The sequence below is a fragment of the Pseudarthrobacter chlorophenolicus genome, assembly GCF_000962805.1.
Classification (GTDB): Bacteria; Actinomycetota; Actinomycetes; order Actinomycetales; family Micrococcaceae; genus Arthrobacter; species Arthrobacter chlorophenolicus_A.
Map to the genome: position 1 here is coordinate 195656 of NZ_JZTW01000002.1, position 23840 is coordinate 219495.

General features: G+C 65.0%; 25 protein-coding genes and 1 riboswitch. Of the genes, 10 read left to right on the forward strand and 15 right to left on the reverse strand.

The window, feature by feature from the left end:
- Nucleotides 1-58: 58 nt before the first annotated feature.
- The 5 genes from UC32_RS04345 to UC32_RS04365 form a co-directional block, all read right to left on the reverse strand.
- Nucleotides 59-1144 (reverse strand): M14 family zinc carboxypeptidase, encoded by a 1086-nt coding sequence (locus tag UC32_RS04345; protein ID WP_045730025.1) that lies wholly within the window; start codon nt 1142-1144, stop codon nt 59-61.
- Nucleotides 1145-1313: 169 nt separating this feature from the next.
- Nucleotides 1314-2960 carry a choice-of-anchor G family protein gene (locus tag UC32_RS04350; protein ID WP_045730026.1) on the reverse strand — a complete coding sequence of 549 codons (1647 nt, stop codon included), beginning with the start codon at nt 2958-2960 and terminating at the stop codon, nt 1314-1316.
- A complete protein-coding gene (locus UC32_RS04355) occupies nt 2957-3604 on the reverse strand; it encodes a hypothetical protein (RefSeq protein ID WP_235423587.1) in 648 nt (215 codons plus the stop codon). The genes UC32_RS04350 and UC32_RS04355 overlap by 4 nt, the downstream gene beginning before the upstream one ends.
- An 82-nt stretch (nt 3605-3686) precedes the next feature.
- Nucleotides 3687-4307, reverse strand: coding sequence for a signal peptidase I (locus UC32_RS04360; RefSeq protein WP_152642555.1), 621 nt, complete (start codon nt 4305-4307; stop codon nt 3687-3689).
- Nucleotides 4308-4988 carry a SipW-dependent-type signal peptide-containing protein gene (locus UC32_RS04365; RefSeq protein ID WP_045730029.1) on the reverse strand — a complete coding sequence of 227 codons (681 nt, stop codon included), beginning with the start codon at nt 4986-4988 and terminating at the stop codon, nt 4308-4310.
- A gap of 313 nt (nt 4989-5301) precedes the next feature.
- Nucleotides 5302-5409: riboswitch (SAM riboswitch) on the forward strand.
- Between the two features lie 11 nt (nt 5410-5420).
- Between UC32_RS04365 and UC32_RS04370 the strand changes: the two genes are divergently transcribed.
- Nucleotides 5421-6629 (forward strand): cobalamin-independent methionine synthase II family protein, encoded by a 1209-nt coding sequence (locus UC32_RS04370; protein WP_045730097.1) that lies wholly within the window; start codon nt 5421-5423, stop codon nt 6627-6629.
- A gap of 216 nt (nt 6630-6845) precedes the next feature.
- The gene (locus UC32_RS04375) at nt 6846-7478 is read left to right on the forward strand and encodes a uracil-DNA glycosylase family protein (RefSeq protein ID WP_045730030.1); all 633 of its coding nucleotides are present in this window, start codon (nt 6846-6848) and stop codon (nt 7476-7478) included.
- 228 nt (nt 7479-7706) lie between these two features.
- On the opposite strand, the gene UC32_RS04380 is transcribed toward UC32_RS04375, so the two are convergent.
- The 3 genes from UC32_RS04380 to UC32_RS04390 form a co-directional block, all read right to left on the reverse strand.
- Nucleotides 7707-8129: a DUF3151 domain-containing protein gene (locus UC32_RS04380; protein WP_045730031.1), complete on the reverse strand. Its 423-nt coding sequence runs from the start codon at nt 8127-8129 to the stop codon at nt 7707-7709.
- Nucleotides 8130-9194 carry a class II fructose-bisphosphate aldolase gene (fbaA, locus tag UC32_RS04385; RefSeq protein WP_268159442.1) on the reverse strand — a complete coding sequence of 355 codons (1065 nt, stop codon included), beginning with the start codon at nt 9192-9194 and terminating at the stop codon, nt 8130-8132. It abuts the gene before it with no gap.
- A gap of 103 nt (nt 9195-9297) precedes the next feature.
- A complete protein-coding gene (locus tag UC32_RS04390) occupies nt 9298-9969 on the reverse strand; it encodes a TrmH family RNA methyltransferase (protein ID WP_200896313.1) in 672 nt (223 codons plus the stop codon).
- 92 nt (nt 9970-10061) lie between these two features.
- Between UC32_RS04390 and UC32_RS04395 the strand changes: the two genes are divergently transcribed.
- Nucleotides 10062-10892: an HAD-IIA family hydrolase gene (locus UC32_RS04395; RefSeq protein WP_045730034.1), complete on the forward strand. Its 831-nt coding sequence runs from the start codon at nt 10062-10064 to the stop codon at nt 10890-10892.
- On the opposite strand, the gene UC32_RS04400 is transcribed toward UC32_RS04395, so the two are convergent.
- The 4 genes from UC32_RS04400 to pyrE all read right to left on the reverse strand — a co-directional run bounded on the left by UC32_RS04400 (nt 10889) and on the right by pyrE (nt 14309).
- Nucleotides 10889-11929 carry an alpha/beta fold hydrolase gene (locus tag UC32_RS04400; RefSeq protein WP_045730035.1) on the reverse strand — a complete coding sequence of 347 codons (1041 nt, stop codon included), beginning with the start codon at nt 11927-11929 and terminating at the stop codon, nt 10889-10891. The two genes, UC32_RS04395 and UC32_RS04400, sit on opposite strands and share 4 nt — an antisense overlap.
- A gap of 84 nt (nt 11930-12013) precedes the next feature.
- The gene (locus tag UC32_RS04405; protein ID WP_045730036.1) at nt 12014-12655 is read right to left on the reverse strand and encodes a hypothetical protein; all 642 of its coding nucleotides are present in this window, start codon (nt 12653-12655) and stop codon (nt 12014-12016) included.
- Nucleotides 12656-12786: 131 nt separating this feature from the next.
- Nucleotides 12787-13554 carry a GAF and ANTAR domain-containing protein gene (locus UC32_RS04410; RefSeq protein ID WP_045730037.1) on the reverse strand — a complete coding sequence of 256 codons (768 nt, stop codon included), beginning with the start codon at nt 13552-13554 and terminating at the stop codon, nt 12787-12789.
- A gap of 170 nt (nt 13555-13724) precedes the next feature.
- On the reverse strand, nt 13725-14309 hold the full coding sequence (gene pyrE, locus UC32_RS04415) for an orotate phosphoribosyltransferase (RefSeq protein ID WP_045730038.1): 585 nt from the start codon (nt 14307-14309) through the stop codon (nt 13725-13727).
- A gap of 74 nt (nt 14310-14383) precedes the next feature.
- On the opposite strand from pyrE, the gene nadE reads away from it, so the two are divergent.
- Nucleotides 14384-15217, forward strand: coding sequence for an ammonia-dependent NAD(+) synthetase (gene nadE, locus UC32_RS04420; RefSeq protein WP_045730039.1), 834 nt, complete (start codon nt 14384-14386; stop codon nt 15215-15217).
- 125 nt (nt 15218-15342) lie between these two features.
- Here nadE and UC32_RS04425 read toward each other — a convergent pair whose 3' ends face one another.
- A complete protein-coding gene (locus tag UC32_RS04425) occupies nt 15343-16137 on the reverse strand; it encodes an IclR family transcriptional regulator (RefSeq protein ID WP_045730040.1) in 795 nt (264 codons plus the stop codon).
- Between the two features lie 175 nt (nt 16138-16312).
- Here UC32_RS04425 and UC32_RS04430 point away from each other — a divergent pair, with 175 nt between their 5' ends.
- From UC32_RS04430 to UC32_RS04445, 4 genes are read left to right on the forward strand one after another with little or no spacing between them, the layout of a single operon-like run.
- Complete coding sequence (locus UC32_RS04430) at nt 16313-17029, forward strand: CoA transferase subunit A (protein WP_045730041.1); 717 nt, start codon at nt 16313-16315, stop codon at nt 17027-17029.
- 48 nt (nt 17030-17077) lie between these two features.
- Nucleotides 17078-18517, forward strand: coding sequence for a short-chain fatty acid transporter (locus tag UC32_RS04435; RefSeq protein ID WP_045730042.1), 1440 nt, complete (start codon nt 17078-17080; stop codon nt 18515-18517).
- Nucleotides 18518-18572: 55 nt separating this feature from the next.
- A complete protein-coding gene (locus UC32_RS04440) occupies nt 18573-19256 on the forward strand; it encodes a CoA transferase subunit B (RefSeq protein WP_045730043.1) in 684 nt (227 codons plus the stop codon).
- Nucleotides 19253-20446, forward strand: a complete 1194-nt coding sequence (locus tag UC32_RS04445) for an acetyl-CoA acetyltransferase (protein ID WP_045730044.1) — start codon at nt 19253-19255, stop codon at nt 20444-20446. Before UC32_RS04440 ends, UC32_RS04445 begins: the two co-directional genes overlap by 4 nt.
- A gap of 85 nt (nt 20447-20531) precedes the next feature.
- Here UC32_RS04445 and UC32_RS04450 read toward each other — a convergent pair whose 3' ends face one another.
- Together UC32_RS04450 and UC32_RS04455 are read right to left on the reverse strand one after the other, a co-directional pair.
- Nucleotides 20532-21221 carry an ankyrin repeat domain-containing protein gene (locus UC32_RS04450; protein ID WP_045730045.1) on the reverse strand — a complete coding sequence of 230 codons (690 nt, stop codon included), beginning with the start codon at nt 21219-21221 and terminating at the stop codon, nt 20532-20534.
- 9 nt (nt 21222-21230) lie between these two features.
- On the reverse strand, nt 21231-21800 hold the full coding sequence (locus UC32_RS04455; protein WP_045730046.1) for a GlcG/HbpS family heme-binding protein: 570 nt from the start codon (nt 21798-21800) through the stop codon (nt 21231-21233).
- 198 nt (nt 21801-21998) lie between these two features.
- On the opposite strand from UC32_RS04455, the gene UC32_RS04460 reads away from it, so the two are divergent.
- Together UC32_RS04460 and UC32_RS04465 are read left to right on the forward strand one after the other, a co-directional pair.
- Nucleotides 21999-23201 carry a sensor histidine kinase gene (locus UC32_RS04460; protein WP_045730047.1) on the forward strand — a complete coding sequence of 401 codons (1203 nt, stop codon included), beginning with the start codon at nt 21999-22001 and terminating at the stop codon, nt 23199-23201.
- Nucleotides 23198-23824 carry a response regulator gene (locus UC32_RS04465; RefSeq protein ID WP_045730048.1) on the forward strand — a complete coding sequence of 209 codons (627 nt, stop codon included), beginning with the start codon at nt 23198-23200 and terminating at the stop codon, nt 23822-23824. Before UC32_RS04460 ends, UC32_RS04465 begins: the two co-directional genes overlap by 4 nt.
- Nucleotides 23825-23840 lie beyond the last annotated feature (16 nt).

Sequence of the window (23840 nt, forward strand, 5' to 3'; positions counted from 1 at the left end):
GCTGGGGCGTCCCTGTTCGTTACGCGCCGTAAGAACAGGGACGCCCGTCCTGCGGCAGCTACTCGTCGTCAGCCTCGCCCGCCGGGCGGGAGGTCTGCTCCGCGAGGGTGTCCCAGAAGGAGGTATCGGCGTCGGCAATTGAACCATCCGCAATCGCGGCGGCGGTTGACGTCAGCGTGGTGACGGTCTGCTTGATCAGGTAGCCGTTGCTGCGCTGTCCCAGCGCGTAGCCGTCGAGGTAGTGATCCGACATGCCGCGCATTTCAAAGAGCAGGGTGGCGATGCCGTATTCCACCGAGATGCCGTTCCGGCTGATGGTCTCGGCGCTGCCGCCCTGGTACTTGCCGAGGTGCCCCCAGCCGGTGGAGTCGACGTTGTCGAAGACGACGGCGCCGAGCTGTTTGGACTTTTCGACGACGGCAGGATCGGCGTTAGGGGTGGTGGGGTACAGGATGGACCCGGAGACGAGTTTGCCGTCGCGCTCTGCGCGGGTGCCCTGGTGATGCAGGTCGATCATGTAGTCGACCCGGTATTTGCGCATCACGTTGTTGTGCAGGGCTTGGGTTTCCGGCTGGATCTTGGCTATGTGGTCCCGGTTCAGGTCCACGCCCTTGGCGTTAAAGCGGGTCATGTTGCGGTCGCCCTTGGCGATGTAGTCCTCCAGGGAGAAGTCGACGTCGCCCATGGCTCCGTCCGCGTTGAGCATCGGAACCACCAGGATGTTGACGCCCTTGAGGATGTCCGCCGATTTTCCCGTGCCCAGGTGCTTGACGAACTCCAGTGCTCCCTCTGTGGTGAGCTGTTCGTTGCCGTGCTGCTGGGTCAGGTACAGGATGGTGGGCTTGGCCGGGTCCGAAATGTACTTGACCAGGTGGATGTCGCGGCCCTTCACCGTTTTGCCGATGACCTCAAGTTCCATGGCAGGCTGCTTGGCGTCCTGGTCCTTCAGGAAAGAAACCATCTGGTCATAGGTGGCCAGCTTCGATGTGGTGATCTGGCCGTTGCCGCCGTAGTTGGGGCCTTCGCCGACGGCAATTGCCGGGGCCGGTGCGGCTACGACGGCCAGTGCCAGCGCCCCGGTAGCAGCAAGGGTCCTGAAAGTAGCCAGGGATTTCTTCACGTGCGTTACCTCTTTCGAGTGCATTGAGTGCGTCCAGCCGCCATGTCCCCCATTGCGAACTGTGACATCAGACAACCAACGAAACCGGTTACTGTCAATTAAATTGACAGTTCGTGTTTAGTTGCTCTGAGCCATCAAATTGATGCCAATAACGGCCCACAAAACTCAAAAGTTCCCGAGCCTTGAAAACTGATTAGGAGGGTCGGTAATTCACTGGTCCGGCAGCAGAAGTGCCCAACGAAAGGCTCAGTAATCCTGGTTGATTGATAAGGCCCACGCGGATGGCCGAAACTTTATACTCGCCCGGGTTAGCCGAGACGTCATCGGGTTTTACGCCGGTCCATAATTGGTCCGGCTGGACGTTTACGTGGATGGACACCAGGGTGCCCACTGCTGTCAGAATGGCCCCGGCATCAGCGCGGGCCATTGCAATGGTGGGCGCCAGTGTTGCGTCAAGGCTGGACACCGCTGAGCTCAGCGGGGCTACAACGGAGGTGGTGACCGCCCCCAAGACCGCCCCCACGAGGCTGCTAAGCAACTGCCCAAGGTTTAGCCCAGCTGCGGTGACAGCGGGCTGCACAGTCCCCGCCCGGTACTGCCCCACGGTTCCGGCGATCTCAATTTTGGTGCTGCCCAACGCAATAACACTCGCTGTGACAGTCGCAGAAACGGTCACGGCATCGACGGCGGCCCGCAGGCGCGTCGTGATTTGTGTCAGGAGGAAACGAACATCTTCCTGCACCTGCGTAACGTCGAACTGTGTGAGGAGAACGGGGGTGTTTGGGGCCAGCCCGCTGCCCAGCGGCGATGCGCCGGGAAGCTTGGCCAGGTCGACCGTGAGGCGGCCGGTACGCAGGTTGAGCGTCACGGCGCCGTGCGTCTGCGGCTGGTCAAGCAGCGCGCGGACCGAGCTGAAATCCAGGCCTACGACGGCGGCGGTTGTTGTGGTCCTGACGAGGCCCAAAGATTCGAGCGCCTCCTGGACTCCGGTATTCAGTGCACCGATGAGGTTGCTCTGCAGGTCAAGCAGCGTAGGCACGCCAGTCAGAGCGGCGTTCGTGGCAGTCACAATTGTCCCAGCTGTGGGAACATTCGCACCCAGTTCAAGGCTGGCGATGCCGTAATCCCGCGTCACGCCGGGCGCGTCAGCAAGGATAGGCCAGCCATTAACCATCTCGCATCCCTGGACCGACGCGGACGATGCCACGGCACCGACGTCGAGGGTCACCCCGCCCAGCGACGCGGGAAGGATCTTATCCAGCGAGATCACCGCCGCCTGCGGCGCAGTTGCAGCGCCGGTAGCCGTTCCACCCACATCCACAGCCCCTGACTGGTCGGTGACCAGCCCGGCGGCAGCAAGTGTTTGTCCGCTGTCCTGGGCTTGGGCCCACTGCGTGTAGGTGCCCAGGCCACCCACGGGGAGGCCAAGGCCCAGGCCGACCGTCACCGGGTTCAGGCCAAGCGCCGTGACGGGCAGTTTGTTGATGAAAGCGTCGGGAACGTCCGTGACCTTCGTGGCAGTGACCGGCAGGGGCGACGCTGTGCCATTGGAGTTGGTGACTGTAAGTCCCTCAATCCCTGCAATGGAATTCAGGTTGGTTCCCAAAACCGTTCCGGAGAGTTGCCTGGCCGAAGCCACGCCGCTGAAGAGAGTGTTGGTGGAACAGTCCCCCGGGGAGCTCACGCCCACGCTCCCGCCGGCCCATTCATTGTCCACCCACGCCGCCGTCGTGACCGTGGTTGTGGCGGTCAGCGACACCGCAGCGACGGCTGCCACCAGCAGCGTGCGCCGCGGTCTCCCGGTGATGTCCTTCAGCGTCCTTTTGAGGAGAGTCTTCATTTTGCTCCCTGCGGGTCCCTGCGGGCGGGGCGGCGCACGGCCAGGACTGCTGCCCCCAATAGCAGCAGTCCCAAGCCGGCGAACACTGACTGGAGCACCGCTGCCCCGGTATTTGCCAGCGGGGCCGGCGGCCGCGGCCCCGGCGGGACCATGGCGTCGTCACTGCCTGCAGCAGTCACCCCGATCCCCAGCGTCAGTGCGGCGTCCGGCGGATCCTGCGAGCCGGCGGGACGGGACAGAATGAACCGGAGGTAGGGTGAGGTGCCGCCGCGCAGATCCCGTAAAGGAACCAGCACATCCTGCCGGTGTTCAGCCAGCGTCACCGGCAGTATGCGCGGTGTGGACCCTGCTGGACAGCGCAGGTTCCCACCCAGTCCGCTTCTCCCTTGCCACGGGACATCGCATTCGTCCACGGAAACCACGTAGGTGTCCGTGCCGGCGATCCCCCCGTCGGCAGTAACCTGCAGAGTCGACTCTCCGCCGGGCCGATCCAGGGATATGCCAATCTGCCAGCTGAAGGATTCCCCGGCACCAAGCACGGGGAGGGCCAGTGGGTACACCGAAGAAGACAAGGACAGGAGGCCTGCCGCGCCCGTCTCCGGGACCGGAATCATCTCTTCGTCGGCCACGGCTGCGACGGGCACAGCACCAACCAGCAAAACTGCGATAACCCCTGCGGCTCCTGCGAGGTGCCTAATGCTGGGTCCCGCCATGTCATCTACGACCTTACTGTTGTGATTTTGCCCCGGATACGCCATCAGGTTCTGCCTGGCCGGAGGCGCTGCGCCTCGGCCAGTAGGCCCACATCACCAATCCCGTCACGGCGAGCGTGGCTGCACCGAGGAACTCCGGACCTCGTGCGGCCATGACCCATGCTCCGAGTCCAGGGACGGTCAGCAGTACCTTTTGTGCCGTGGCCACCTCGTAGGGCAAGGGATCATCCGAAGTATTGGCGTCGCCCCGCAGCCTCAGGGACGCGGTGGCGCCCTCCGCACTGGGCGGGTCGACACCCACCACGCGGTGGGTGACCAGGGCGGTTGCTGCTTCCCGTCGGACCGATACGACGTCGCCCGGCACCAGCTCCCTGGCGTCGACCTGGACCGTCAGGGACAACGCTCCAACCGGATATTGCGGCTCCATGGATCCAGTGCGGAAGACGACGAAGGACGCCTTGAAAAAGAAGCCCAAAACCAACGACAGGATGCATGCCAGCCCTAGCAGGGCAACGAAGGTAAGTATTGTCTCGCGGACTCCCTTGGCAACCCCCCGCACTGTGGGCCGGGCCCGGGTTCCGGACGGCACCGCCGGCCGGAACCCTCGGGTACGACTTGCAGATATCCGCCTCACCTATGGCTGCGGAGTTACACCCACAGAGCTCGTGAACTTCCAAAGCGGAATTGTCTTCTTACCCTGCAGGTTGATATCCGTCACGGTGGAGGGCAGCGTAAGCGCAAAGCAAAGATTTACCGGCGCACCAGCGGTCGACGCATCATCCCCCTTCGGAAGCAGAATGGGAACCTGTGAGTTCAGGTTGAGGGCGGTTCCGGCCGGAACTACGATTTCGCCGCCGTTAAGGTTGCCAGCTGCACATTGGGCGGGCTCTATTTTCTGTACCGCTTGGTAGGTCAGAACGTTGTACAACGACAGGGAGTTTGCGGCGGTGTCGACTTCCTGTCCACCCAACTTCACCCCCTCAGCAAGGGTGGCGACCAAAGCTTCCGAACCCGCGGCAGCGCGCAGCTGCATGGGAGCATACGTCGTGTCGCCGGGCTTCAAGGCCGCGGACAGGGCCCCGAATGTGAGAGCGCCGTCGACATCGGGATCTGGAACCGTCGGAATATTGGACTTATTGCCCCACGACGACGGCCCCGTTCCATTGGTATTGCTGAAGGTGTTCTGTTCCATGTTGTAGTTCAGAGTGCCGGGCCCGCCACCGTTTGCCCCTTGTCCGAAGACCCATTCGTTGTCGGTCCACGCGGCGAGCGTGAAGGCTGCGCCAACCCCCAATACAAGACCGCCGGCAAGAATGGCGCGGACTTTGTTTGCTTATTCTGAGCGCGGCTTAGCGCTGGTTTTTCCAACCACAGTTTCCCCCAAATTAGAATTAAAACCCCGAACGGTAAGAACCGGGACACGGGCAGGGGGATTGATCGGCATTTCCCCCAAAAGACCGATGCTTCTAGCCCACCATTGATGACAAATTTAAGTCAAGAGGGTGTGCGAATTGTTATCTAATGACATTCCTCATTGGATTGATCGCCGCTTCATAGCCGGGCACGGAATCGATGACACAGTCCGGACCGATTTGCCCCACTGCCGGCCAATGGATTTGAGTGGAAGTGACCCATCCGGAGCGGCTGAGAGACCTTGCTCAGTGACGCCGCAGCAACCCGCGCAGGCAGGCAATCACATCCTGCCCCGAAGGTGCTACAGCCAGGACCGATGGAAAGGAACTCCACCGTGCCCCAGAACACCGACCACATCCGCGCCACCCACGCAGGCTCACTGCCGCGGACGCCGGAACTCATCGCTGCGAACGCCGCCAAGGAAGCTGACGGGTTCACGCCGGAATTCCTGGAACTCCTCGAGGCCTCCGTGGTTGACGTGGTCCAGCGCCAGAAAGACCTTGGCATCGATATTCCCAACGACGGCGAGTACGGCCACACCATGGCCAACTCTGTTGACTACGGCGCGTGGTGGAACTACTCCTTCGCCCGGCTGGGTGGCCTGGAACCCACCAACGTGGATCGATGGGCGGACTCTTTGGTCCGGCGTTCGTCGCCAGGGAACGTCGTCCTCACGTCCTTCCCCGACCGGCGGGACCGCCAGCAGTTCAACGAGGCGTACAACGACCCGTCGTCGGGGATCCTGGCCCACCGGAAAAGCGTTGCCCAGCCCAAGATTGCCGGCCCCCTGACCTACACCGGGCAGGACTTGGTGGCCTCCGACGTCACCAACCTGAAAACTGGACTCGCTAAAGCAGGCCTCACGGAGGGGTTCGTAGCGTCGCTCTCCCCCGGCTCGTGTGCCCGGGTTGCCAACGAGTATTACAAGTCGGACGAGGAACTCGTCTACGCCTGTGCCGACGCCATGCGGGAGGAATACAAGGCCATCATCGACGCCGGCCTGACCGTCCAGCTCGATGACCCGTCCCTTGCCGAAAGCTGGGACCAGATCAACCCCGAACCGGCACTGGAGGACTACCTGAAGTTCATCCAGCTGCGCGTGGAGGCCACCAACTGGGCCCTGCGGGACCTCCCGCAGGATCAGATCCGGCTGCACGTGTGCTGGGGCTCCTGGCACGGCCCGCACACCACGGACATCCCCTTCGCAGACATCATCGGCTCCGTCCTGCAGGTCAACGCCGGCGCCTACTCCTTCGAGGCGGCAAACGTCCGCCACGAACATGAATGGCGGGTCTGGGAGGACACGAAGCTCCCTGAGGGCAAAGTGATCATTCCGGGTGTCGTCTCCCACGCCACCAACGTGGTGGAGCACCCTGACCTGGTGGCGGACAGGATTGTGCGCTTCGCTGACGTGGTGGGCCGGGAAAACGTCATTGCCTCCACCGACTGCGGACTGGGCGGACGCGTCCACCCACAGATCGCCTACGCAAAGCTGGAGGCTCTGGGCGAGGGTGCCCGCCGGGCCACGAAGCGGCTCTGGTAGCCCGCGCCGCATAATCACGGGAAGGACGAAACTCCGGCTGTGCATCCGGTCACCGGAATACGCGCAGCCGGCGTTTCGTTGCCCGGGGCTTGCTAAGCTGGGGAAGGCCGGGTTGACCGGCCCACCCCAACACACCGCCGATGTCGAGTTGCGCCTTCACGCGCCCTCCTCCGCAGGCGGAAGCACCGCCAATCCCCGCAGGAGACCCAGCACCACATGACCGCCCTTGCACCAGAATCCCTCCACGAACAGCTCCTGAACCGCCGCTACGAGCCCAACGTCGCCGCCGTCAACGAACTGTGCGATTCCCTGCAGGACACCAGGCCGGGCACGGTGGTGCCTTACGTCGACCCTATGCACGACGTTGACGAGTGCCGCATCATCAGCCTGTTCTCCAACATCGGCGAGGCGGACAACTCCGGTTTCATCACCGCCGGCGACCAGGACGCCGCCACCCGCATGCTCGGTATCCAGTGGAAGCTGGGGCTGCGTCCCGAGTACGTCATGCCGTGGAACGTCCACCCCTGGCACGTCCCGGGCGAACCGAACGGCAAATTCACCCCGGACCAGATCCAGGCCGGCCTCAAGCCGCTGCTCAAATTCCTGGCCCTCGTCCCGCGCGCTTCCGTCATCGTGGCGCACGGAACCGAAGCCAACCGGCTGGCCAACGCGCTCCTGAAGACCGAGGTTCCGCTGCTGTGGCGCCGTGGCCTGAAGACCTACAAGGTGCGCTCCCTCAGCGGCCGCGCCTTCGCCGGTTCCCCGGCGCGCCAGGAGGAGTACCTCCAGGACATGCGCGTGGCCTACGCAGACGCCATGGCCCGTACAGGACTGCAGAAGGCCAGCTAACCGGCGGTTGAGCTTGTCGAAATACAGGTTTCGACAAGCTCAACCACCGAGGCAGTACGACGGCGGGCGGTCATCTTTCCAAGGAAGGTGACCGCCCGCCGTCGTCATATGAAGGGGCCTCCGCCTGGGCCCACGCTGCCGAGGGGCCCCACCGAGCTTGCGAGGTTGGGGAGGCAGTGGGGAGGGTTCCCTGGCTGAGCGCAGCGAAGCTAGGGAGGCGGTGGGGACCTACTTGCCCTCGATGGCCGCCTTGGCCGCGGGGTCGGAATCGTTGAGGAACTTTTCGATCCGCTCCGGTTCGTCGGCTTCACCGATAGCTGACGACGCCCGCCCCAGCGAGTAGAGCGCACGCAGGAACCCGCGGTTGGGCTCGTGCTCCCAGGGAATGGGACCGACGCCGCGCCAGCCGTTGCGGCGCAGCGAGTCCAGGCCGCGGTGATAGCCGACGCGGGCGTACGCGTAGGAATCGATGGTGCGCCCCTCCGCCCAGGCCTCCTCGGCAAGGATGGCCCACAGCAGCGACGACGTGGGGTTCTTCGCCACCAGGTCGACCGCCTCCTGGCCGAGCGCCAGGTGCTGGTAGATCTCGGACTCTGCCGGCAGGAGCGTTGGCTCCGGCCCCATCAGGTTCTTGCGGAACTCATCCGACATTTAGAAGGTCTTTCCGGCTGAACCGAGCTGCTTGGTGGCTTCCACCACGCGGGCGGCGAGGCCGGCTTCGGCGGAGGCGCCCCAGACGCGGGGGTCGTAGGTCTTCTTGTTGCCCACTTCGCCGTCCACCTTCAGGACGCCGTCGTAGTTGCGGAACATGTGGTCCGCTACCGGACGCGTGTACGCGTACTGGGTGTCCGTGTCTATGTTCATCTTGATGGTGCCGTAGGAAACGGCGTCCGCGATCTCCTGGTCCGAGGAGCCGGAGCCGCCGTGGAACACGAGGTCGAACGGGCTGTCCTTGCCGATCTTCGCACCAACCTGGGCCTGGATGTCCTTGAGGATCTCCGGGCGGAGCTTGACGCCACCGGGCTTGTAGACACCGTGCACGTTACCGAAGGTCAGTGCGGTGATGTAGCGGCCGTTCTCGCCGGATCCCAAGGCTTCAATGGTGGCCAGGGCGTCCTCGACGGTGGTGTACAGCTTCTCGTTGATCTCGTTCTCAACGCCGTCTTCCTCGCCACCCACGGTGCCGATTTCAACCTCGAGGATCATCTTGGCGGCGGCCGTGCGGGCCAGCAGTTCGCGGGCGATGCGCAGGTTGTCCTGCAGGGTTTCGGCGGACCCATCCCACATGTGGGAGTTGAAGATCGGGTTGCGGCCGGCCTTGACCTCGGCCTCGGAGGCTGCGAGCAGGGGCAGGACGAAGCCGTCCAGCTTGTCCTTGGGGCAGTGGTCCGTGTGCAGGGCGATGTTGACGCCGTAGTTCTTGGCCACTTCACGGGCGAAGGCCGCGAAGCCCAGGGAACCGGCCACCATGTCCTTGGTGGAGGCGCCGGACCAGTAGGCGGCACCGCCGGTGGAAACCTGCACGATGCCGTCGGACTCAGCCTCGGCGAAGCCGCGGAGGGCTGCGTTCAGCGTCTGCGAGGACGTGACGTTCACTGCCGGGAAAGCGAATCCGCCCGCCTTCGCACGGTCGATCATTTCGGAGTAGATCTCTGGGGTTGCAATGGGCATGCTGACTCCTCTGCTGAGTTTCGTCTGTGGGTGGAAGACCCTCAAGTAGACCGCTTACGGCTAGGCACCATCCTAGCGATATCCGCCACACCGCCGAGTTTCTGGTCGGCAGTCGGTAACACTCCCTGGCGGGCCGGCGCAGTCAGCCCTAAACGTGCTGGTTGAAGACGTGCCGGCGGACCCACGCGTGCATGGCGATCGCGGCGGCGGAGGCGGCGTTGATGGAACGGGTGGAACCAAACTGTTCGATGGACAGCGTGGCTTCGGCTGCTTCATGGACCTCCGGCGTCAGGCCGGGCCCTTCCTGCCCGAACACGAGAACGCAGTCGCGGGGCAGCTCATACGTCTCCAGCGGGACGGAGTCCGGGAAGATGTCGATGCCGATGATCGCCAGACCCTCTTCCTGCGCCCACTGGACGAAATCCTCCACTGTGGGGTGGTGGCGGACGTGCTGGTAGCGGTCGGTGACCATGGCTCCGCGGCGGTTCCACCGCCGTCGTCCGATGATGTGCACTTCCTTGGCGAGGAAGGCGTTGGCGGTGCGCACCACGGTGCCGATGTTGAGGTCGTGCTGCCAGTTTTCGATGGCCACGTGGAAGTTGTGCCGCCGCGAATCCAGTTCCGCCACGATCGCCTCGTGCTTCCAGTACCGGTATTTGTCCAGCACGTTGCGCCGGTCACCGTCCGCCAGAAGGTCAGGATCCCAATGGTCGCCTTCGGGCAACTCGCCTTCCCAGGGTCCGACGCCGACCTCCGCCCTGGGTGCGCCGGCTTCCGTTGCTTCGGCTTCTTCTGGCGGCTGGTGCGGCGCGTCTGGCATCCCGGGCGTTTGGTTCACCCCTCAACACTAGACTGGACCTTTGGGCAATCATCACGCCCTTTCATCTCAGGCGTCGACATTCGGAGGCAGGCATGGCAGAAGCGGACAAGGTCAAGGGCGCACCGGCGGCATACCGCAGCGGCCAGGACATTGAGTGCTGGCTGACGGACATGGACGGTGTCCTGGTACACGAGAACCAGGCCGTGCCGGGCGCCGCTGAACTCATCCAGCGTTGGGTGGACACCTCCAAGCGCTTCCTGGTCCTGACCAATAACTCGATCTTCACGCCCCGCGACCTTGCGGCCCGGCTGCGCGCGTCCGGCCTGGAGATCCCGGAGGAGAACATCTGGACGTCGGCTTTGGCCACGGCCCAGTTCCTGAAGGACCAGGTGCGGGGTTCGGGGTCCGGCAACCGCGCGTACACCATCGGCGAAGCCGGGTTGACGACGGCGCTGCACGAGGCAGGCTTCATCCTCACCGACCAGGATCCGGACTTCGTGGTGCTCGGTGAGACGCGCACCTACTCTTTCGAGGCGATCACCACGGCTATCCGCCTCATTCTCGCCGGTGCCCGCTTCATCGCCACCAACCCGGACGCCACGGGCCCGTCCAAGGACGGCCCCATGCCGGCCACCGGTGCCATAGCGGCGCTGATCACCAAAGCTACGGGGCGGGAACCTTACATTGTTGGCAAGCCCAACCCGATGATGTTCCGCTCGGCCATGAACCAGATCGACGCCCACTCCGAAACCACGGCCATGATCGGCGACCGGATGGACACGGACATCATCGCCGGCATGGAAGCCGGGCTGCACACGGTCCTGGTGCTGACCGGGATCACACAGCGGGAAGAGATCGCCTCCTACCCCTTCCGGCCCAACCAGGTCCTGAACTCCGTAGCGGACCTGAAGAACCAGCTCTAGAACACCGTTACCCGGGAGCCGCCGGCCGGCAATGGGAAATGCTCGTCCAGCAGTCCGTCCAGCAGCGGCCGGTAGATGTGCGGGTTCCACTGTGGGCTGGCGTGCGCGGGCGCGGCCCCGGTGGTCTGGAGTCCGGTGGACACCATGTTGTCCTTGAAAGCCACCGCCCACGCTTCCACCGCTGATTCGTAGCGCACGGTGCGGTCCTTGGGATTACCCAGGTAGGCCATCTTCGCGGTCCCGATCTTCCCTGCAAACCGGGTGCCGTCGAAGTGGTAGATGTAGGCGGATTCCGTTTGGATCAGCACGCTTGACGGCGCGATGGGCGAGAGCTGTTCCAGGGTCTGGTCAAGGATCTGGCGCCAGCTGCGCTCGTCCTTGTGGATGACCCGCTCACCCAGCTCGTAGCCGCCGCGGAGGGTGGACGGGAACCGGAAGCCGCGCTCGTAAAGGAACACCACGCCATCGAACCAGCTCTGGTCCAGGACGTCGTGCTTGCTGTACGGGCTGGAGTCCAGCACTACGAACTGGACCTGCACGCCGTGGATTTCCAAGAGCCTGGCTGCCACCTGGGTAGCCACCATTCCGCCGAAACTGTGCCCATAGAAGAACAGTTTTTCGATTTTCTGCTCACGGACGTACTCGATGACGGCGATCACGATGTCGTCGATGTCCAGCCCCTGGTTTGAATACCCAACGGCGGCGAGCCGGGCCCGCTTGTTCAGCGCACCACGGAGGGAGTTCAGGATCCACTGGGCCTCCTCCCAGCTGGTCTTGTACCCCGGGAACAGGAACCAGCTGGCGTCCGGATAGTAGGCGTCGGCGAAGTCGTCCGGAACGGGCAGGATCTTGTCCGTCCGGCGCTGCGACTGCACCTCGCGGGTCAGCAGCATGTCCGCTGCAAGTACCCCTGAAGCACCAGTGGCGGTGAAGAAGCTGCGGCGGGAAAAGCGCTTGAGGGCAGCAGCTTGTGACAGCAGCCGGGCTGCGGTTGCCCCGCCCCGGCCCTGCGGATCAACCTTCCCCTCATACGGCACGCCTCTACCGTAGGCACAACTGAAGAGTCCGCCGCAAGGAGCCTTGGATAACCATTCGGTGACTGCCCAGGGCTGGGCGGTCCGTCAGCTGGCGGCCTGGCCCTCCGCTGCCGGGAATGGCTCTTCCGGGTCCTGTTGGCGGCGGCCAAGCTCGCGTCCGATGTCCTTGTAGCGCCCCAGGAGGTCGGAGCCGGGGAAGGCCCCGGGGTGGTCCAGCAGCGCAAAAAGGGTGTCGCTGGCGGCGAGGAGTTCCTGTTCGGAGTATTCCACCAGCTGCCGCCCGAACAGTTCCTCCAGAGCGGCATCCGGCGCTACCTGATGCCCCTCGCCGAAGGGCCTGCCGTGGTTCGGGAAGCTGGCGTCGTCGTCGACGATATGCAGTTGCTGCAGCTCCTGGACAGGCTCGGCACCGGCCATGGGTGCGCCCGGGAACCTGTCGTGCGAACCCGTGAGGTGGAGCGAAACACCCGAGCCATAGATGCCCGGCAGGGTGTTGGCGTCCATGGTGTTGAGGTCGCTGCGAAGGCCGGCCAACGCACTGGATTCCACCAGTGCAGCCTGCGAAAGGTCGACGCGGATGTGGGCACGGATGCCCATGCGCCGGACACGTCGGATGATGTGGACAAGGTCCGGCCGGGAATCGTGGGTGAGGCTGCCGCGGACGTCAATCCTGACTATGTCAGTGGGGACGTCGAGGTTAACGAGCGCATTAAGAGAGCGGTCCATAGGTACTCCAAAAGAGGTTCTATGGCCGACGGCTCAACCACGGTCAGCGTATCCCCGATGGGGTGCAGGCACAACCCGCGCTCCGGCGCCTCAGTGAGTGCGCGCTCAGGCCGCCCGCACGGGCAGCTTGCCTAGGCTGATTGCTCAGGCTTGCGGATGCCGGGTTCCTGGTAGAACGTACGGGTGCCCGAACCGCCCACGGAATCGACCAACGACTTGGCAATGTCCCGCAGCTTTGTATTGCTGTTGCTGGAAGCCTCGGTGAGGATCCTGATGGCTGCTTCCTGGCTGCACCGGTTTTGCGCCATCACAATTCCTATGGCGATGTCGATAGTAGTGCGCGATTCGAGGGTTGCCCGGAGGTTCGCGGCGCTGTCGGTGTGGAGGGAGAAGCGCACGGCCAGACGCAGGGCCTGCGAAATCTCCCTCGTGTAGCCGCGGGCCTTCGCTGTGGCCCGCTCGTCAAACTTGTGCGGGACATCCGAGTACAGGTTGAGCGCGGCCTTCGCATCGCCCTGCAGGTTAAAAGGCAGCGACAACACCGAACGCAGGCCGTAGGAAGCTACGGCGGATGCGTACTCAGGTCCCCACCGTTCCTCCTCGAACAGGTCCGGGACGTGGATCTCACGTTCCTCCTGGGCGGCGGTCAGGCAGGGTCCCTGGGACAGCGAATACTGGATTTCATCCACTTCGCGGGCGGAGTCGCTGCTCCAGCCGATGGTGGCGGCCTTCCTGTCACGAAGCAGCGTGATGCCGCACAGGGCATCATCGCCCAGCCCGGCCACCTGGTGGGCCGAGAAACGAGCGAGCTCATTGAGGAACTCTTCAAAGTCTGAGCTGTCCAGGATCAGGTCCTGAACAGTCTCAGTGGCACTCAAAGGCTGGTCGGCGGTGGGCATGGGCACGTTCTCCAAGGGGCTAAATGGGACTAACGAAAATATTAGGTCAGCAGTCAGTCCGGGCCAAGTGCGCTAGCCAAGTCATTTTGCGCCGCTCCTCCCCCACCCGGCCACCCGGCCGGGCTGCCGGCCCGGGGCCAGCAATTGCTGCCCGGGCCAGCGGTTGGGACCTAGTCCAGCCCCAGTTCGTCCTTGCCGAATGCGAAGAGGTAAGGCACGCCGGTTTCGGCTTCAATCTTTTCCTTGGCGCCCGTATCGCGGTCCACGATCACAGCCACGGCCACAACGTTGCCGCCGGCCTTGCGGACACCCTCGACAGCCGTGAGTGCGGATCCGCCAGTGGTGGACGTGTCCTCAAGGACCAACACGTTCCGGCCCTCGACCGAGGGGCCTTCCACCTGGCGCCCCATGCCGTAAGACTTCTGGGCCTTGCGGACCACAAACGCGTCCACGGTGCGGCCGGCGTCCACCGCAGCGTGCATGACGGCGGTGCCCACGGGGTCGGCCCCCATGGTCAGGCCACCTGCGCACTCAAAGCTGATGCCGGCGTCGTCCGCCATCTTCAGCATGACCTGGCCCACCAGCTTGGACGCCTCGTGGTGGAGGGTGATGCGGCGAAGGTCGATGTAGTAATCCGCCTCCGCGCCGCTGGACAGGGTGACCTTGCCGCGGACCACGGCAAGTTCCTTGATGAGTTCGAGCAGTCGGGCGCGGGCGGCTGCAGAGTCCACTGCAGTCTCACTGGGGGAAGTCATGGGTTCCAGTTTAGTGGGGCCGGGCCGGTGCGGTTGCTTGAGCAGGGTTGCCGCCGCTGGCTAGTGTTGACCACATGCGCGAACTCCAGGCCACCATCATTGAAGAAATGGGCGTGCAGCCCCGGATCGATCCCGCAGGGGAGGTGCGCAAACGCGTCACATTCCTGAAGGAATACCTCAAGGCCACCCACACCAAGGGCTTCGTCCTGGGGATCTCGGGCGGGCTCGATTCGTCGCTGGCCGGCAAACTGGCCCAGCAGGCGGTGGAGGAGCTCGCCGCCGAGGGTGTTGACGCCAACTTCGTGGCGGTCCGCCTGCCCTACGGAGTGCAGCACGACGAGGATGATGCCCAGGCGGCCCTGGACTTCATCAAGGCCAAGACGGAGTGGACCTTCAACATTTCCGCCGCCGTGGACGGCTTTGAGGACGAGTTCGAGAAGACCGTGGGCTCGGAGATCTCGGATTTCCACAAGGGCAACACCAAAGCCCGCACCCGCATGATCGCCCAGTACGCGCTGGCCGGCGAGTTCAACTATCTGGTGATCGGCACGGACCACGGCGCCGAATCCGTCACGGGTTTCTTCACCAAGTTCGGCGACGGCGGCGCGGACATCCTGCCCCTGTTCGGGTTGAACAAGCGGCAGAACCGTGCCCTGCTGGCCGAGCTCGGTGCCCCGGCACGCATCTGGGAGAAGGTCCCTACGGCCGATCTCCTGGACGGAAAGCCCGGCCGCACCGACGAAGACGAGCTCGGCATCAGCTACGACCAGATCGACGACTACCTCGAAGGACGCGAGGTCCCCGATGCCGTGGCCGAATCCATCGAGCAGAAGTACCTGCGCACCCGCCACAAGCGCACCGTTCCGGTCACCATCTTCGACACCTGGTGGAAGGGCGAAGACCACTAGGGCCCCGCGCCGGACTGCAGCCCGGCACCCCACGCTGACATTCCCCAGCTTTGGGGGATCACGACGGCGCGTCGCACCCAAAAGGGCGGCGCGCCGTCGTCGTGTCCCGGCAAAGGTGGGGAAACTCAGCGGGCCGGGCCGCCGCCGTCGCCCCCGCCCAGCTGCTGGGTGATCCGGTGGGCCTCAGCCAAAAGTAGGCCGCCCAGCTCTTCCTGCCGTTCCGCCTTGAAGCGCGGCTCGATGCCTGTCAGGGACAGGGCCCAGGCCGGCTTGCCGGACCTGTCGAACACGGCAGCGCCCATCCCCCAGCTGCCTTCAAGGACGAGCCCGGGGTTCACTGAATAGCCCGCCAGCTTGGTGCGTTCAAGGTTCTCCCGGACGATGCCGGCGGTGTGCCCGGCCGCGAAGGTTCCCGCGTGGGCCTCCCAGTCCTGCAGGATCCCTTCCCGTTCCCCCTCGGGAAGGAAAGCCATGATGGCGGTTCCCGCGGACGCCACCCCCAAGGGAAACCGGACGCCTTCGTGCAGCACGAAGGAACGGACCGGGAAACTGCCTTCCTCCCGCAGCAGGCAGACCGTTTCCATTCCGCGGCGGATGGAGAAGAAGGCGCTCTCGCCCGTGGCTTCGGCCAACCGCCGCAGGCTGGGCCTTGCGATGTCCTCCATGGGGAACCGGGCGGAGGCTACAGACCCCAGGAGCAGCATTTCGGGGCCCAGCACCCAGTTGCCGTTGGCGGGATCGTGGTCCAGCAGGCCCTCGGCGGCCATAGAGGACAGAAGCCTGTGGACGGTCGGCCGGGTGAGGCCCGATTCGCGGACTATGCCGGTGAGCGGCATGCCCGCGGCGCTGCTGCCAACCAGCCGCAGCAGGCTGGCGAGCCGGCTGACTACCTGGGCGCCCTGCACAGGAGAACTGCTCATACTTGATCCAATCGTCCATATTGTGGATACTTTCTTGCCCCTCGTCCACAGTATAGATCCTAGTCAGAAAAGCATGATTTCCAGCCTTGACGGGCTTGAGACGGGGACCGTAGTCTCCATATTCAGACCCTTAGTCCACAAAGTGGACCGATCATCTCAACGAGGAGACACACCCATGAGGAAAATCCAGGACTCCGCGGCAGCCGCCCTGGAAGGCGCGCTGCAGGACGGCATCACCCTCGCCGTTGGCGGCTTCGGGCTCAGCGGTATTCCGGCAGACCTGATTGAAGCCGTCCGTGATTCCGGCGTGCAGAACCTCACCGTGGTCTCGAACAACATGGGCGTTGACGGCAAGGGCCTGGGAATCCTTATCGAAGCCGGACAGGTCCGCAAGGTCATTGCCTCCTACGTGGGGGAAAACAAACTCTTCGCCGAGCAGTACCTGGCCGGAAAGCTGGAGGTGGAGTTCACTCCCCAGGGAACCCTGGCCGAACGGCTCCGCGCCGGAGGGGCCGGCATCCCGGCTTTTTACACGAAGACGGGGGTGGGCACCCTGGTGGCCGAAGGAAAGCCGCTTGAAGTGTTCGACGGCGAAACGTACGTCCGCGAGCGCGCAATCATTGCCGATGTGGCACTTGTCCACGCCCACACCGCGGACACCGACGGCAACCTGATCTACCGCTACACCGCCCGGAATTTCAACCCCGTGGTGGCAACGGCCGGCAAGCTGACCATCGCCGAGGCGGAGGTGATCCTGCAGCCGGGTGAAGTGGACCCCAACCAGGTGGTCACCCCGGGCGTCTTCGTCCAGCGCCTCGTGCAGGCAACCAACCGTGTTAAGGACATTGAGCAGCGGACGGTGCGGCCGCGCACAGGGCTTGTGTCCGCCTGACCAGCGCCGACGCCCGCAGCAAACCGCCCGCAACTCAATGGAGAGCAAATGAACACCGCGCAGATTCAAGACCAGGATATCCGCCAGAAAGGCTTGGCCCGGATGGCGGAAAGCCTGGCCGGATGGACGCAGAAGTGGTTCCCGGACGCCTACATCTTTGCCCTCGCCGGCGTCGTCCTGGTCGCCATTGCCGCACTGGCCATCGGAGCTTCTCCCAAGGCCGTGGTGGACTCTTTCGGTAACGGGTTCTGGGACCTCACCGCCTTTACCCTGCAGATGGCCATGGTGGTGCTTACCGGCTATGTGGTAGCCACGTCCCCTCCGGTTGCCAGGCTGATCAACCGCCTGGCCCTCATTCCCGGATACGCCCGGACGGCGGTGAGCTTCGTGGCCGTCATGTCCATGTCCGTCTCGTTCATCAACTGGGGCCTAAGCCTGATCTTCGGCGGCCTCCTGGCCCGGGCCATCGCGCGGCGCTCCGACCTCATGGTCGACTACCGCGCCCTCGGTGCGGCAGCCTTCATGGGGCTCGGTGCAGTGTGGGCCCTGGGGTTGTCCTCCTCGGCCGCGCAGCTGCAGGCAACGAAGGCGTCGATTCCGCCCGCTCTGCTGCAGATCACCGGGGTCCTGGACTTCGGCACCACCATCTTCACGTGGCAGTCGCTGCTGACGCTGGTGATCCTCATGCTCCTTACTACCGTGATCGCGCACTTCTCTGCCCCCACCGGAAAGGCCATCCGGACGGCCGGGGATCTGGGCGTGGACCTGGATGACGAACCCGAAGCTCCCGCCGAAAAGTCGCGCCCCGGTGAATGGCTTGAGTACAGCCGGATCCTGCCCATCATTGCCGGTGTCCTGACCCTGGGCTGGCTGGTCTCCCAGTTGCTTACACTGCCCATCCTCACCGTGGTCAGCTCGCTGAACGGCTACTTGCTGGTGTTCCTGATGCTGGGCCTGGTGCTGCACGGAACTCCGAGGAAGTTCCTGCAGGCGGTCACCAAGGCCGTGCCCGCCACCGCCGGCATCCTGGTCCAGTTCCCGCTCTATGCAGCCATGGCAGCCATCCTCACGAAGGCCGCCGGGGCTGACGGGCTCACCGTCTCCGAGCACCTGGCCCACTTCTTCACAAGCATCGGCAGCAACGGCGCCTTTGCGGTGGTCATCGCCCTCTACACGGCCTTCCTGGGCATGTTCGTCCCCTCGGGCGGTGGCAAGTGGCTGGTGGAAGCACCGTACGTGATGCAGTCCGCCACGGACGTCAACATGAACCTGGGCTGGACCGTCCAGATCTACAACATGGCCGAAGCTCTGCCCAACCTCATCAACCCCTTCTTCATGCTGCCCCTGCTGGCCGTGCTCGGGCTGCGCGCCCGGGACCTGGTGGGCTTCACCTTCCAGCAGTTCCTGTTCCACCTTCCGGTGGTCCTGCTGCTGGCCTGGCTGCTGGGAATGACCTTTGAGTTCGTTCCGCCGGTCATTCCCAAATAGCCGCCCCAGGCGGCACCCCCAAACAACCGACAAGATACTGAGAATCGAGGAAACCATGGCCTGGACCAGGGATGAAATGGCTGCGATAGCGGCTGAGGAACTGACCGACGGCGACTACGTGAACCTGGGCATCGGCATCCCCACGCTGGTGGCCAACAACCTGCCCGAGGGCGTGCGGGTGGTCCTGCAGAGCGAGAACGGGCTCCTCGGCATGGGGCCGTTTCCCTATGAGGGCGATGAGGACGCGGACCTCATCAACGCCGGAAAGCAGACCGTCACGGTGCTTCCCGGCGGCAGCATCTTCGACTCCGCCACGTCATTTGGCATGATCCGCGGGGGACACGTGAAAGTGGCCATCCTGGGTGCCATGCAGGTGTCCGGCAACGGCGACCTGGCCAACTGGACCATCCCCGGCAAGATGGTCAAGGGCATGGGCGGGGCCATGGACCTGGTGGCAGGCACGCCCCGGGTGGTGGTCCTCACCGAGCACAACGCCAAGGACGGCACAGCAAAGATCGTCCGCGAATGCACCCTCCCCCTGACCGGCCTCAGCTGCGTGGACCGGATCATCAGCGACCTCGCCGTCTTCGACCTGGTCAAGGATGGGGGAGGAACGGGCGACGGCGGGCGGCAGCTTACGCTGACCCGGCTGGCGCCGGGAGTCACCGTGGAGGACATCCGGGAGAAAACAGAAGCGGATTTCGACGTCCGCCTGGAGAACGAGGAAGTGGCGGCATGAGCCTGAAGGAACAGTTCGGCAAGGATGTCCTGATCACGGGATGGGGCCACAGCCGGTTCGGGAAACTCACTGATGACACCCTGGAATCACTGATCGTGCAGGTGTCCACCGAGGCCATCGCCAGCGCGGGTGTGGAGCCCTCGCAGATCGATGAGATCTACGTGGGCCAGTTCAACTCCGGGATGATGCCGCTGGCGTTCCCGTCGTCTCTGGCTCTGCAGGTTTCCCCGGATCTGGCCAATGTCCCGTCCACCCGCGTGGAAAACGCCTGCGCTTCGGGTTCGGCGGCGTTCCAGCAGGGCACCAAGTCACTGCTGGCGGGTACCGCTACAACCGTCCTGGTGATCGGCGCCGAGAAGATGACCCACGCAGGGGCTGACGTGGTGGGCGCCGGCCTCTTGGGCGCAGATTACGACATGGCCGGCAAGCCCTCCACCACCGGCTTTACCGGCTTGTTCGCGGAAGTGGCCAAGCACTACGCCAAACGCTACGATCCGGCCGGGAACCTTGGGGACGTGCTGGGCAGCATCGCCGCCAAGAACCACCGCAACGGCGTGGACAACCCCTACGCCCAACTCCGCAAGGACCTCGGCGAGGAGTTTTGCCGGACCGTGTCGGACAGGAACCCCATGGTGGCCGATCCCCTGCGCCGCACCGACTGTTCCCCCGTCTCGGACGGTGCGGCCGCCGTCGTGCTGTCCACTGCGGCCACCGGCGGCACCAACCCCGCCGTCAGGCTGGCCGGCTTTGGCCAGGCCAACGACTTCTTTCCTGCCGCACGACGGGACCCCACCGCTTTCGAGGCCACGCGGGTGTCCTGGCAGCGCGCCCTGGCGATGGCGGGAGTCGGGATCGAAGATTTGGACCTCGCAGAAGTCCACGACTGCTTCACCATCGCTGAACTGCTGATGTACGAGGCCATGGGACTGACCGAACCCGGGCAGGGTGCCCTGGCCCTCGAGGAAGGGTGGGTGTTCAAGGACGGGAAGCTGCCCGTCAATGTCTCCGGCGGCCTGAAATCCAAGGGCCACCCCGTGGGTGCCACCGGCGTCTCCCAGCATGTGCTGGCGGCCATGCAACTGACGGGCACTGCTGGCGACATGCAGCTTACGGCCCCGCGCCGGGCCGCAGTGCAGAACATGGGCGGCGTGGGCATCGCCAACTACGTCAGCATCCTCGAAGCCCTCTAACCCCTGGAGTTTTTGGACAGATAACGGGACTTCAGGGGCGGCAAAGTCCTCGTATCTGCCCAAAAAATCCAGGGCCGGGCGGGGATCAGGTGCCGCCCTTAATGATCGCCGCGATCTCCGCAAAGCCCAGCCGCTCCGCGTTCTGCAGCGCAGTCCGGCCCTCCGGATCCCGGATGCCCGGATCCGCGCCGGCCAGCAGCAGCAGCCGGACAACTTCCTGCTGCCGGGGGCCACCATTGTTCAGCAGGATGGCTTCCTGCATGGCTGTCCAACCCAGGTTGTTCACATGGTTGACAGGAACCCCTGCGGCAAGCAGGATCTTCACCGCTTCCACATGCCCGTGCTCGCTCGCCGGTATTAGCGCGGTCCCGCCGTAGCGGTTGATGCTGGAAACGTCAGCGCCGGCGTCCAGGGTCAGCTGCAGGACCTCGTTGAATCCTTCGGCACCGGCGTAGAGGAACGCCGAGTCCTGGATGGAGTCCTTGGCATTGACGTTGCCGCCCCGGCCCACCAGTTCACTGACCCGCACCGCGTCGTTGGCCTTGGCGGCGGCAATGAGTTCCTGGTCCAGCCGCGCCTGGGCCTCCGCCGACAACGACGGCGGAGCCGCAGCAGTGGCGGACGCAGTGGTGGCGGACGCAGTGCGGTCCGGCGAAGGGACGGCCGGCGCCGGGCCGCCGGATTGTACCGGCCCAGGGCTTTGGCACGCCGTCAGGATGAGGGCCAGGGCGCCGGCGGCCAGCAACCCCTGGGCTCCGAAGACACTGCGCCTCATACGGGCAGCCTACTTTCCGGCGGAGGTGCCCGCGATGGCCCCAGCTCCGGCGGTTGCGCATGCCTCATCCAGGGCGCCGTCCGGTGCGCCGCCAACCCCGACGCCGGCCACCGACACACCGTTGACCTTGAGCGGGACGCCGCCTGCCAGGAACAGGGTGCCGGGAAGGTCCGCAATCGACGGACCGTTGCCGTTGACCCTTTTGGCCAGCTCGCTGGTGGGCGTACCGAAGGCGGCAGCGGTGTAGGCCTTCTGCTTCGCGGCTTCAATGGTGTGCTCCGCCGCATTGTCTCCGCGGAGCAGCGCCTGCACAGTGCCGAACCGGTCCACCACGGCAACGGTGACGAACGGAAGCTTGTCCGCCTGGCACTTGGCCAGCGCGGCGTTCACGGCAGCGGCGGAGGCCCCCACAGAGATGCGGTTCTGCTGGACGACGGTTTCCGGAGCAGGCTGGACGTCCACGGCGGGAACAGCCACCGGCGCAGGGGTTGATCCTGCGTTGGCGGCAGCCGTGACCCCGGCGGTCAGGACCAGGGCACCGGCTGCGGCGGCGGCAAGGGCTGTGCGGGACTTTTTCATGGTGGCTCCTTGGGTTGGGCAGGCGATCGCTGCGAACACTTCAATCGTTCCTGCCACTGCCCCGCCTGCCATCGGGCCTTTGCATGGTCCCTGCTGCGACTAAAGGACAGCCGTATCAGCCAAATGGATGAGAGACCCGCCCCGGCCGCTGGCAATAGCATGAAAAGGCAGTGTTCCCACCACCAGACCGGAAATTCCATGACAGCCCCAGGCCCAGACCAGTCCGCAAGTCCTGCCGGGCTGCCCCGGCTGGGCAGCATCGACACCGCTGTCCACGCGGGATTCGCCGTCCTCCTGGTGGCGTCAACCATCCGGTACGTCATGCGCCACCCGCCCGCGGACAACATGCTGGTCCTGTGCCTCGCCGCCGCAGCCTCCCTGCTGTACGCAGGGGTGGCGGTGCTTGCCCGTCGCGGCCTGCCCAAACTGGCGTGGATGTCCGCCCTGGTGGCGGTCTGGGCGGTGCTGGTCATCGCTGCACCCAGCTTTGCCTGGTGCTCGTTCGCCCTCTTTTTCCTCTGCCGTGCCGCGATCAGCGGCATTGCCGCCTACGTTGCCGCGGGCATCATCGCCGTTGCCACCGCAGCCGGGCTGTTCCGGCTCAGCGGAGGCACGGACCTGGCCATGCTGCTTGGCCCCCTGGCCGTGGGCGTAATGCTGACCCTCATCCACGACCGGATCCGCAACGATGCCGAGGAACAGCGGCGGCTGCACGCCGAGGTCTCCACCGCGCAAGGGCAGCTGGCAGCCAGCGAACGGCGTGCGGGCACCATTGCCGAACGGGAGCGCGTGTCCCGCGAAATCCACGACACCGTAACCCAGGGCCTGGCCAGCAGCCTGCTGTTGCTCGAGGCTGCCGGGCGCAGCTGGCCCGCCCCCGCCGCCCAATCGGACCTGCGGCAGGCAACTTCCCTGCTGCGGGACAACCTGGCCGAAACCCGAAGCCTGGTCCATGACCTTGCCTCCCCGGGGCTCGAAGGCTCGCCCCTGCCGGAGGCGCTGCTGACCGCTGCCCGCCGCTACCTTCCCAAGGCCCGCCTCCTGGTTACCGGCGAACCACGGCCGGTGGCGGCAGACACCCGGCACACCTTGCTGCGCGTGGTCCAAAGTGCGGCATCCAACGTGCGGCTCCATGCCTCCGCAACCGCCGCCACGGTGACCCTCGGGTTCCTCCCGGACGCCGTCACCCTGGACGTTTACGACGACGGCGCGGGCTTTGATCCGGCAGCGGCGGCCCCGCCGTCGGACGCCGGAGGGTACGGGCTGCGGGCCATGCGGCAGCGCGTCGAGCAGCTTGGCGGGACGTTCTCGGTGGAAAGCGCCCCGGGCGAGGGCACCATCGTGGCCGCGCAACTCCCCGCCGGCCCATCGGTGGCCCCAACGGAAGGAAGCCCGGCATGAGTACCATTTCCGTGCTCCTGGTAGATGACCACCTGGTGGTCCGCAGCGGGCTGCGCGCCTTGCTGGGGACCCAGCCGGACATCGACGTGGTGGCCGACGCCGGGTCCGGGGAGGAAGCCCTGGAGCTGGTGCGGGAGCTTTCGCCCGGCGTCGTGGTCATGGACCTCGCCATGGGCGACGGCATGGACGGGATCGAAGCCATCCGGCGCATCCGCGGGCTCAACAGCAGGCAGGCCATCCTGGTGTTCACTACCTACGATTCGGACGCGGACATTGTCCGTGCGGTGGACGCCGGTGCCATGGGTTACCTGCTGAAGGACGCTGCGCCGGAGGAGATCTTTGCAGCTATCCGCGGCGCGGTGCAGGGCAGGAGCGTGATGAGCCCGCCGGTGGCTTCGCGGCTCTTCCAGCAACTCCGCAACCCGGACGAGATCCTCACTCCGCGCGAGGCGGAACTGCTGAGCCTGCTCACCCAGGGGCTTAGCAACCGCGAACTCGGCCAGCGCCTTTTCATCTCGGAGGCCACCGTCAAAACCCACCTGGCGCACATCTATTCGAAGCTCGGAGTGGAAACCCGGGCCGCGGCGATTGCCACCGCCATCCGCCGTGAGGGCATGCGCTGACCCGGGTTTGTGGCGT

Bases quoted from the DNA above. Each gene is read 5' to 3' on its own strand.
- UC32_RS04345 (WP_045730025.1), bottom strand. From the start codon at position 1,144: ATGCACTCGAAAGAGGTAACGCACGTGAAGAAATCCCTGGCTACTTTC.
- UC32_RS04350 (WP_045730026.1), bottom strand. From the start codon at position 2,960: ATGAAGACTCTCCTCAAAAGGACGCTGAAGGACATCACCGGGAGACCG.
- UC32_RS04375 (WP_045730030.1), top strand. From the start codon at position 6,846: ATGACCGCCCTTGCACCAGAATCCCTCCACGAACAGCTCCTGAACCGC.
- UC32_RS04380 (WP_045730031.1), bottom strand. From the start codon at position 8,129: ATGTCGGATGAGTTCCGCAAGAACCTGATGGGGCCGGAGCCAACGCTC.
- UC32_RS04390 (WP_200896313.1), bottom strand. From the start codon at position 9,969: ATGCCAGACGCGCCGCACCAGCCGCCAGAAGAAGCCGAAGCAACGGAA.
- UC32_RS04395 (WP_045730034.1), top strand. From the start codon at position 10,062: ATGGCAGAAGCGGACAAGGTCAAGGGCGCACCGGCGGCATACCGCAGC.
- UC32_RS04405 (WP_045730036.1), bottom strand. From the start codon at position 12,655: ATGGACCGCTCTCTTAATGCGCTCGTTAACCTCGACGTCCCCACTGAC.
- UC32_RS04410 (WP_045730037.1), bottom strand. From the start codon at position 13,554: ATGCCCACCGCCGACCAGCCTTTGAGTGCCACTGAGACTGTTCAGGAC.
- pyrE (WP_045730038.1), bottom strand. From the start codon at position 14,309: ATGACTTCCCCCAGTGAGACTGCAGTGGACTCTGCAGCCGCCCGCGCC.
- nadE (WP_045730039.1), top strand. From the start codon at position 14,384: ATGCGCGAACTCCAGGCCACCATCATTGAAGAAATGGGCGTGCAGCCC.
- UC32_RS04425 (WP_045730040.1), bottom strand. From the start codon at position 16,137: ATGAGCAGTTCTCCTGTGCAGGGCGCCCAGGTAGTCAGCCGGCTCGCC.
- UC32_RS04430 (WP_045730041.1), top strand. From the start codon at position 16,313: ATGAGGAAAATCCAGGACTCCGCGGCAGCCGCCCTGGAAGGCGCGCTG.
- UC32_RS04435 (WP_045730042.1), top strand. From the start codon at position 17,078: ATGAACACCGCGCAGATTCAAGACCAGGATATCCGCCAGAAAGGCTTG.
- UC32_RS04440 (WP_045730043.1), top strand. From the start codon at position 18,573: ATGGCCTGGACCAGGGATGAAATGGCTGCGATAGCGGCTGAGGAACTG.
- UC32_RS04445 (WP_045730044.1), top strand. From the start codon at position 19,253: ATGAGCCTGAAGGAACAGTTCGGCAAGGATGTCCTGATCACGGGATGG.
- UC32_RS04450 (WP_045730045.1), bottom strand. From the start codon at position 21,221: ATGAGGCGCAGTGTCTTCGGAGCCCAGGGGTTGCTGGCCGCCGGCGCC.
- UC32_RS04455 (WP_045730046.1), bottom strand. From the start codon at position 21,800: ATGAAAAAGTCCCGCACAGCCCTTGCCGCCGCCGCAGCCGGTGCCCTG.
- UC32_RS04460 (WP_045730047.1), top strand. From the start codon at position 21,999: ATGACAGCCCCAGGCCCAGACCAGTCCGCAAGTCCTGCCGGGCTGCCC.
- UC32_RS04465 (WP_045730048.1), top strand. From the start codon at position 23,198: ATGAGTACCATTTCCGTGCTCCTGGTAGATGACCACCTGGTGGTCCGC.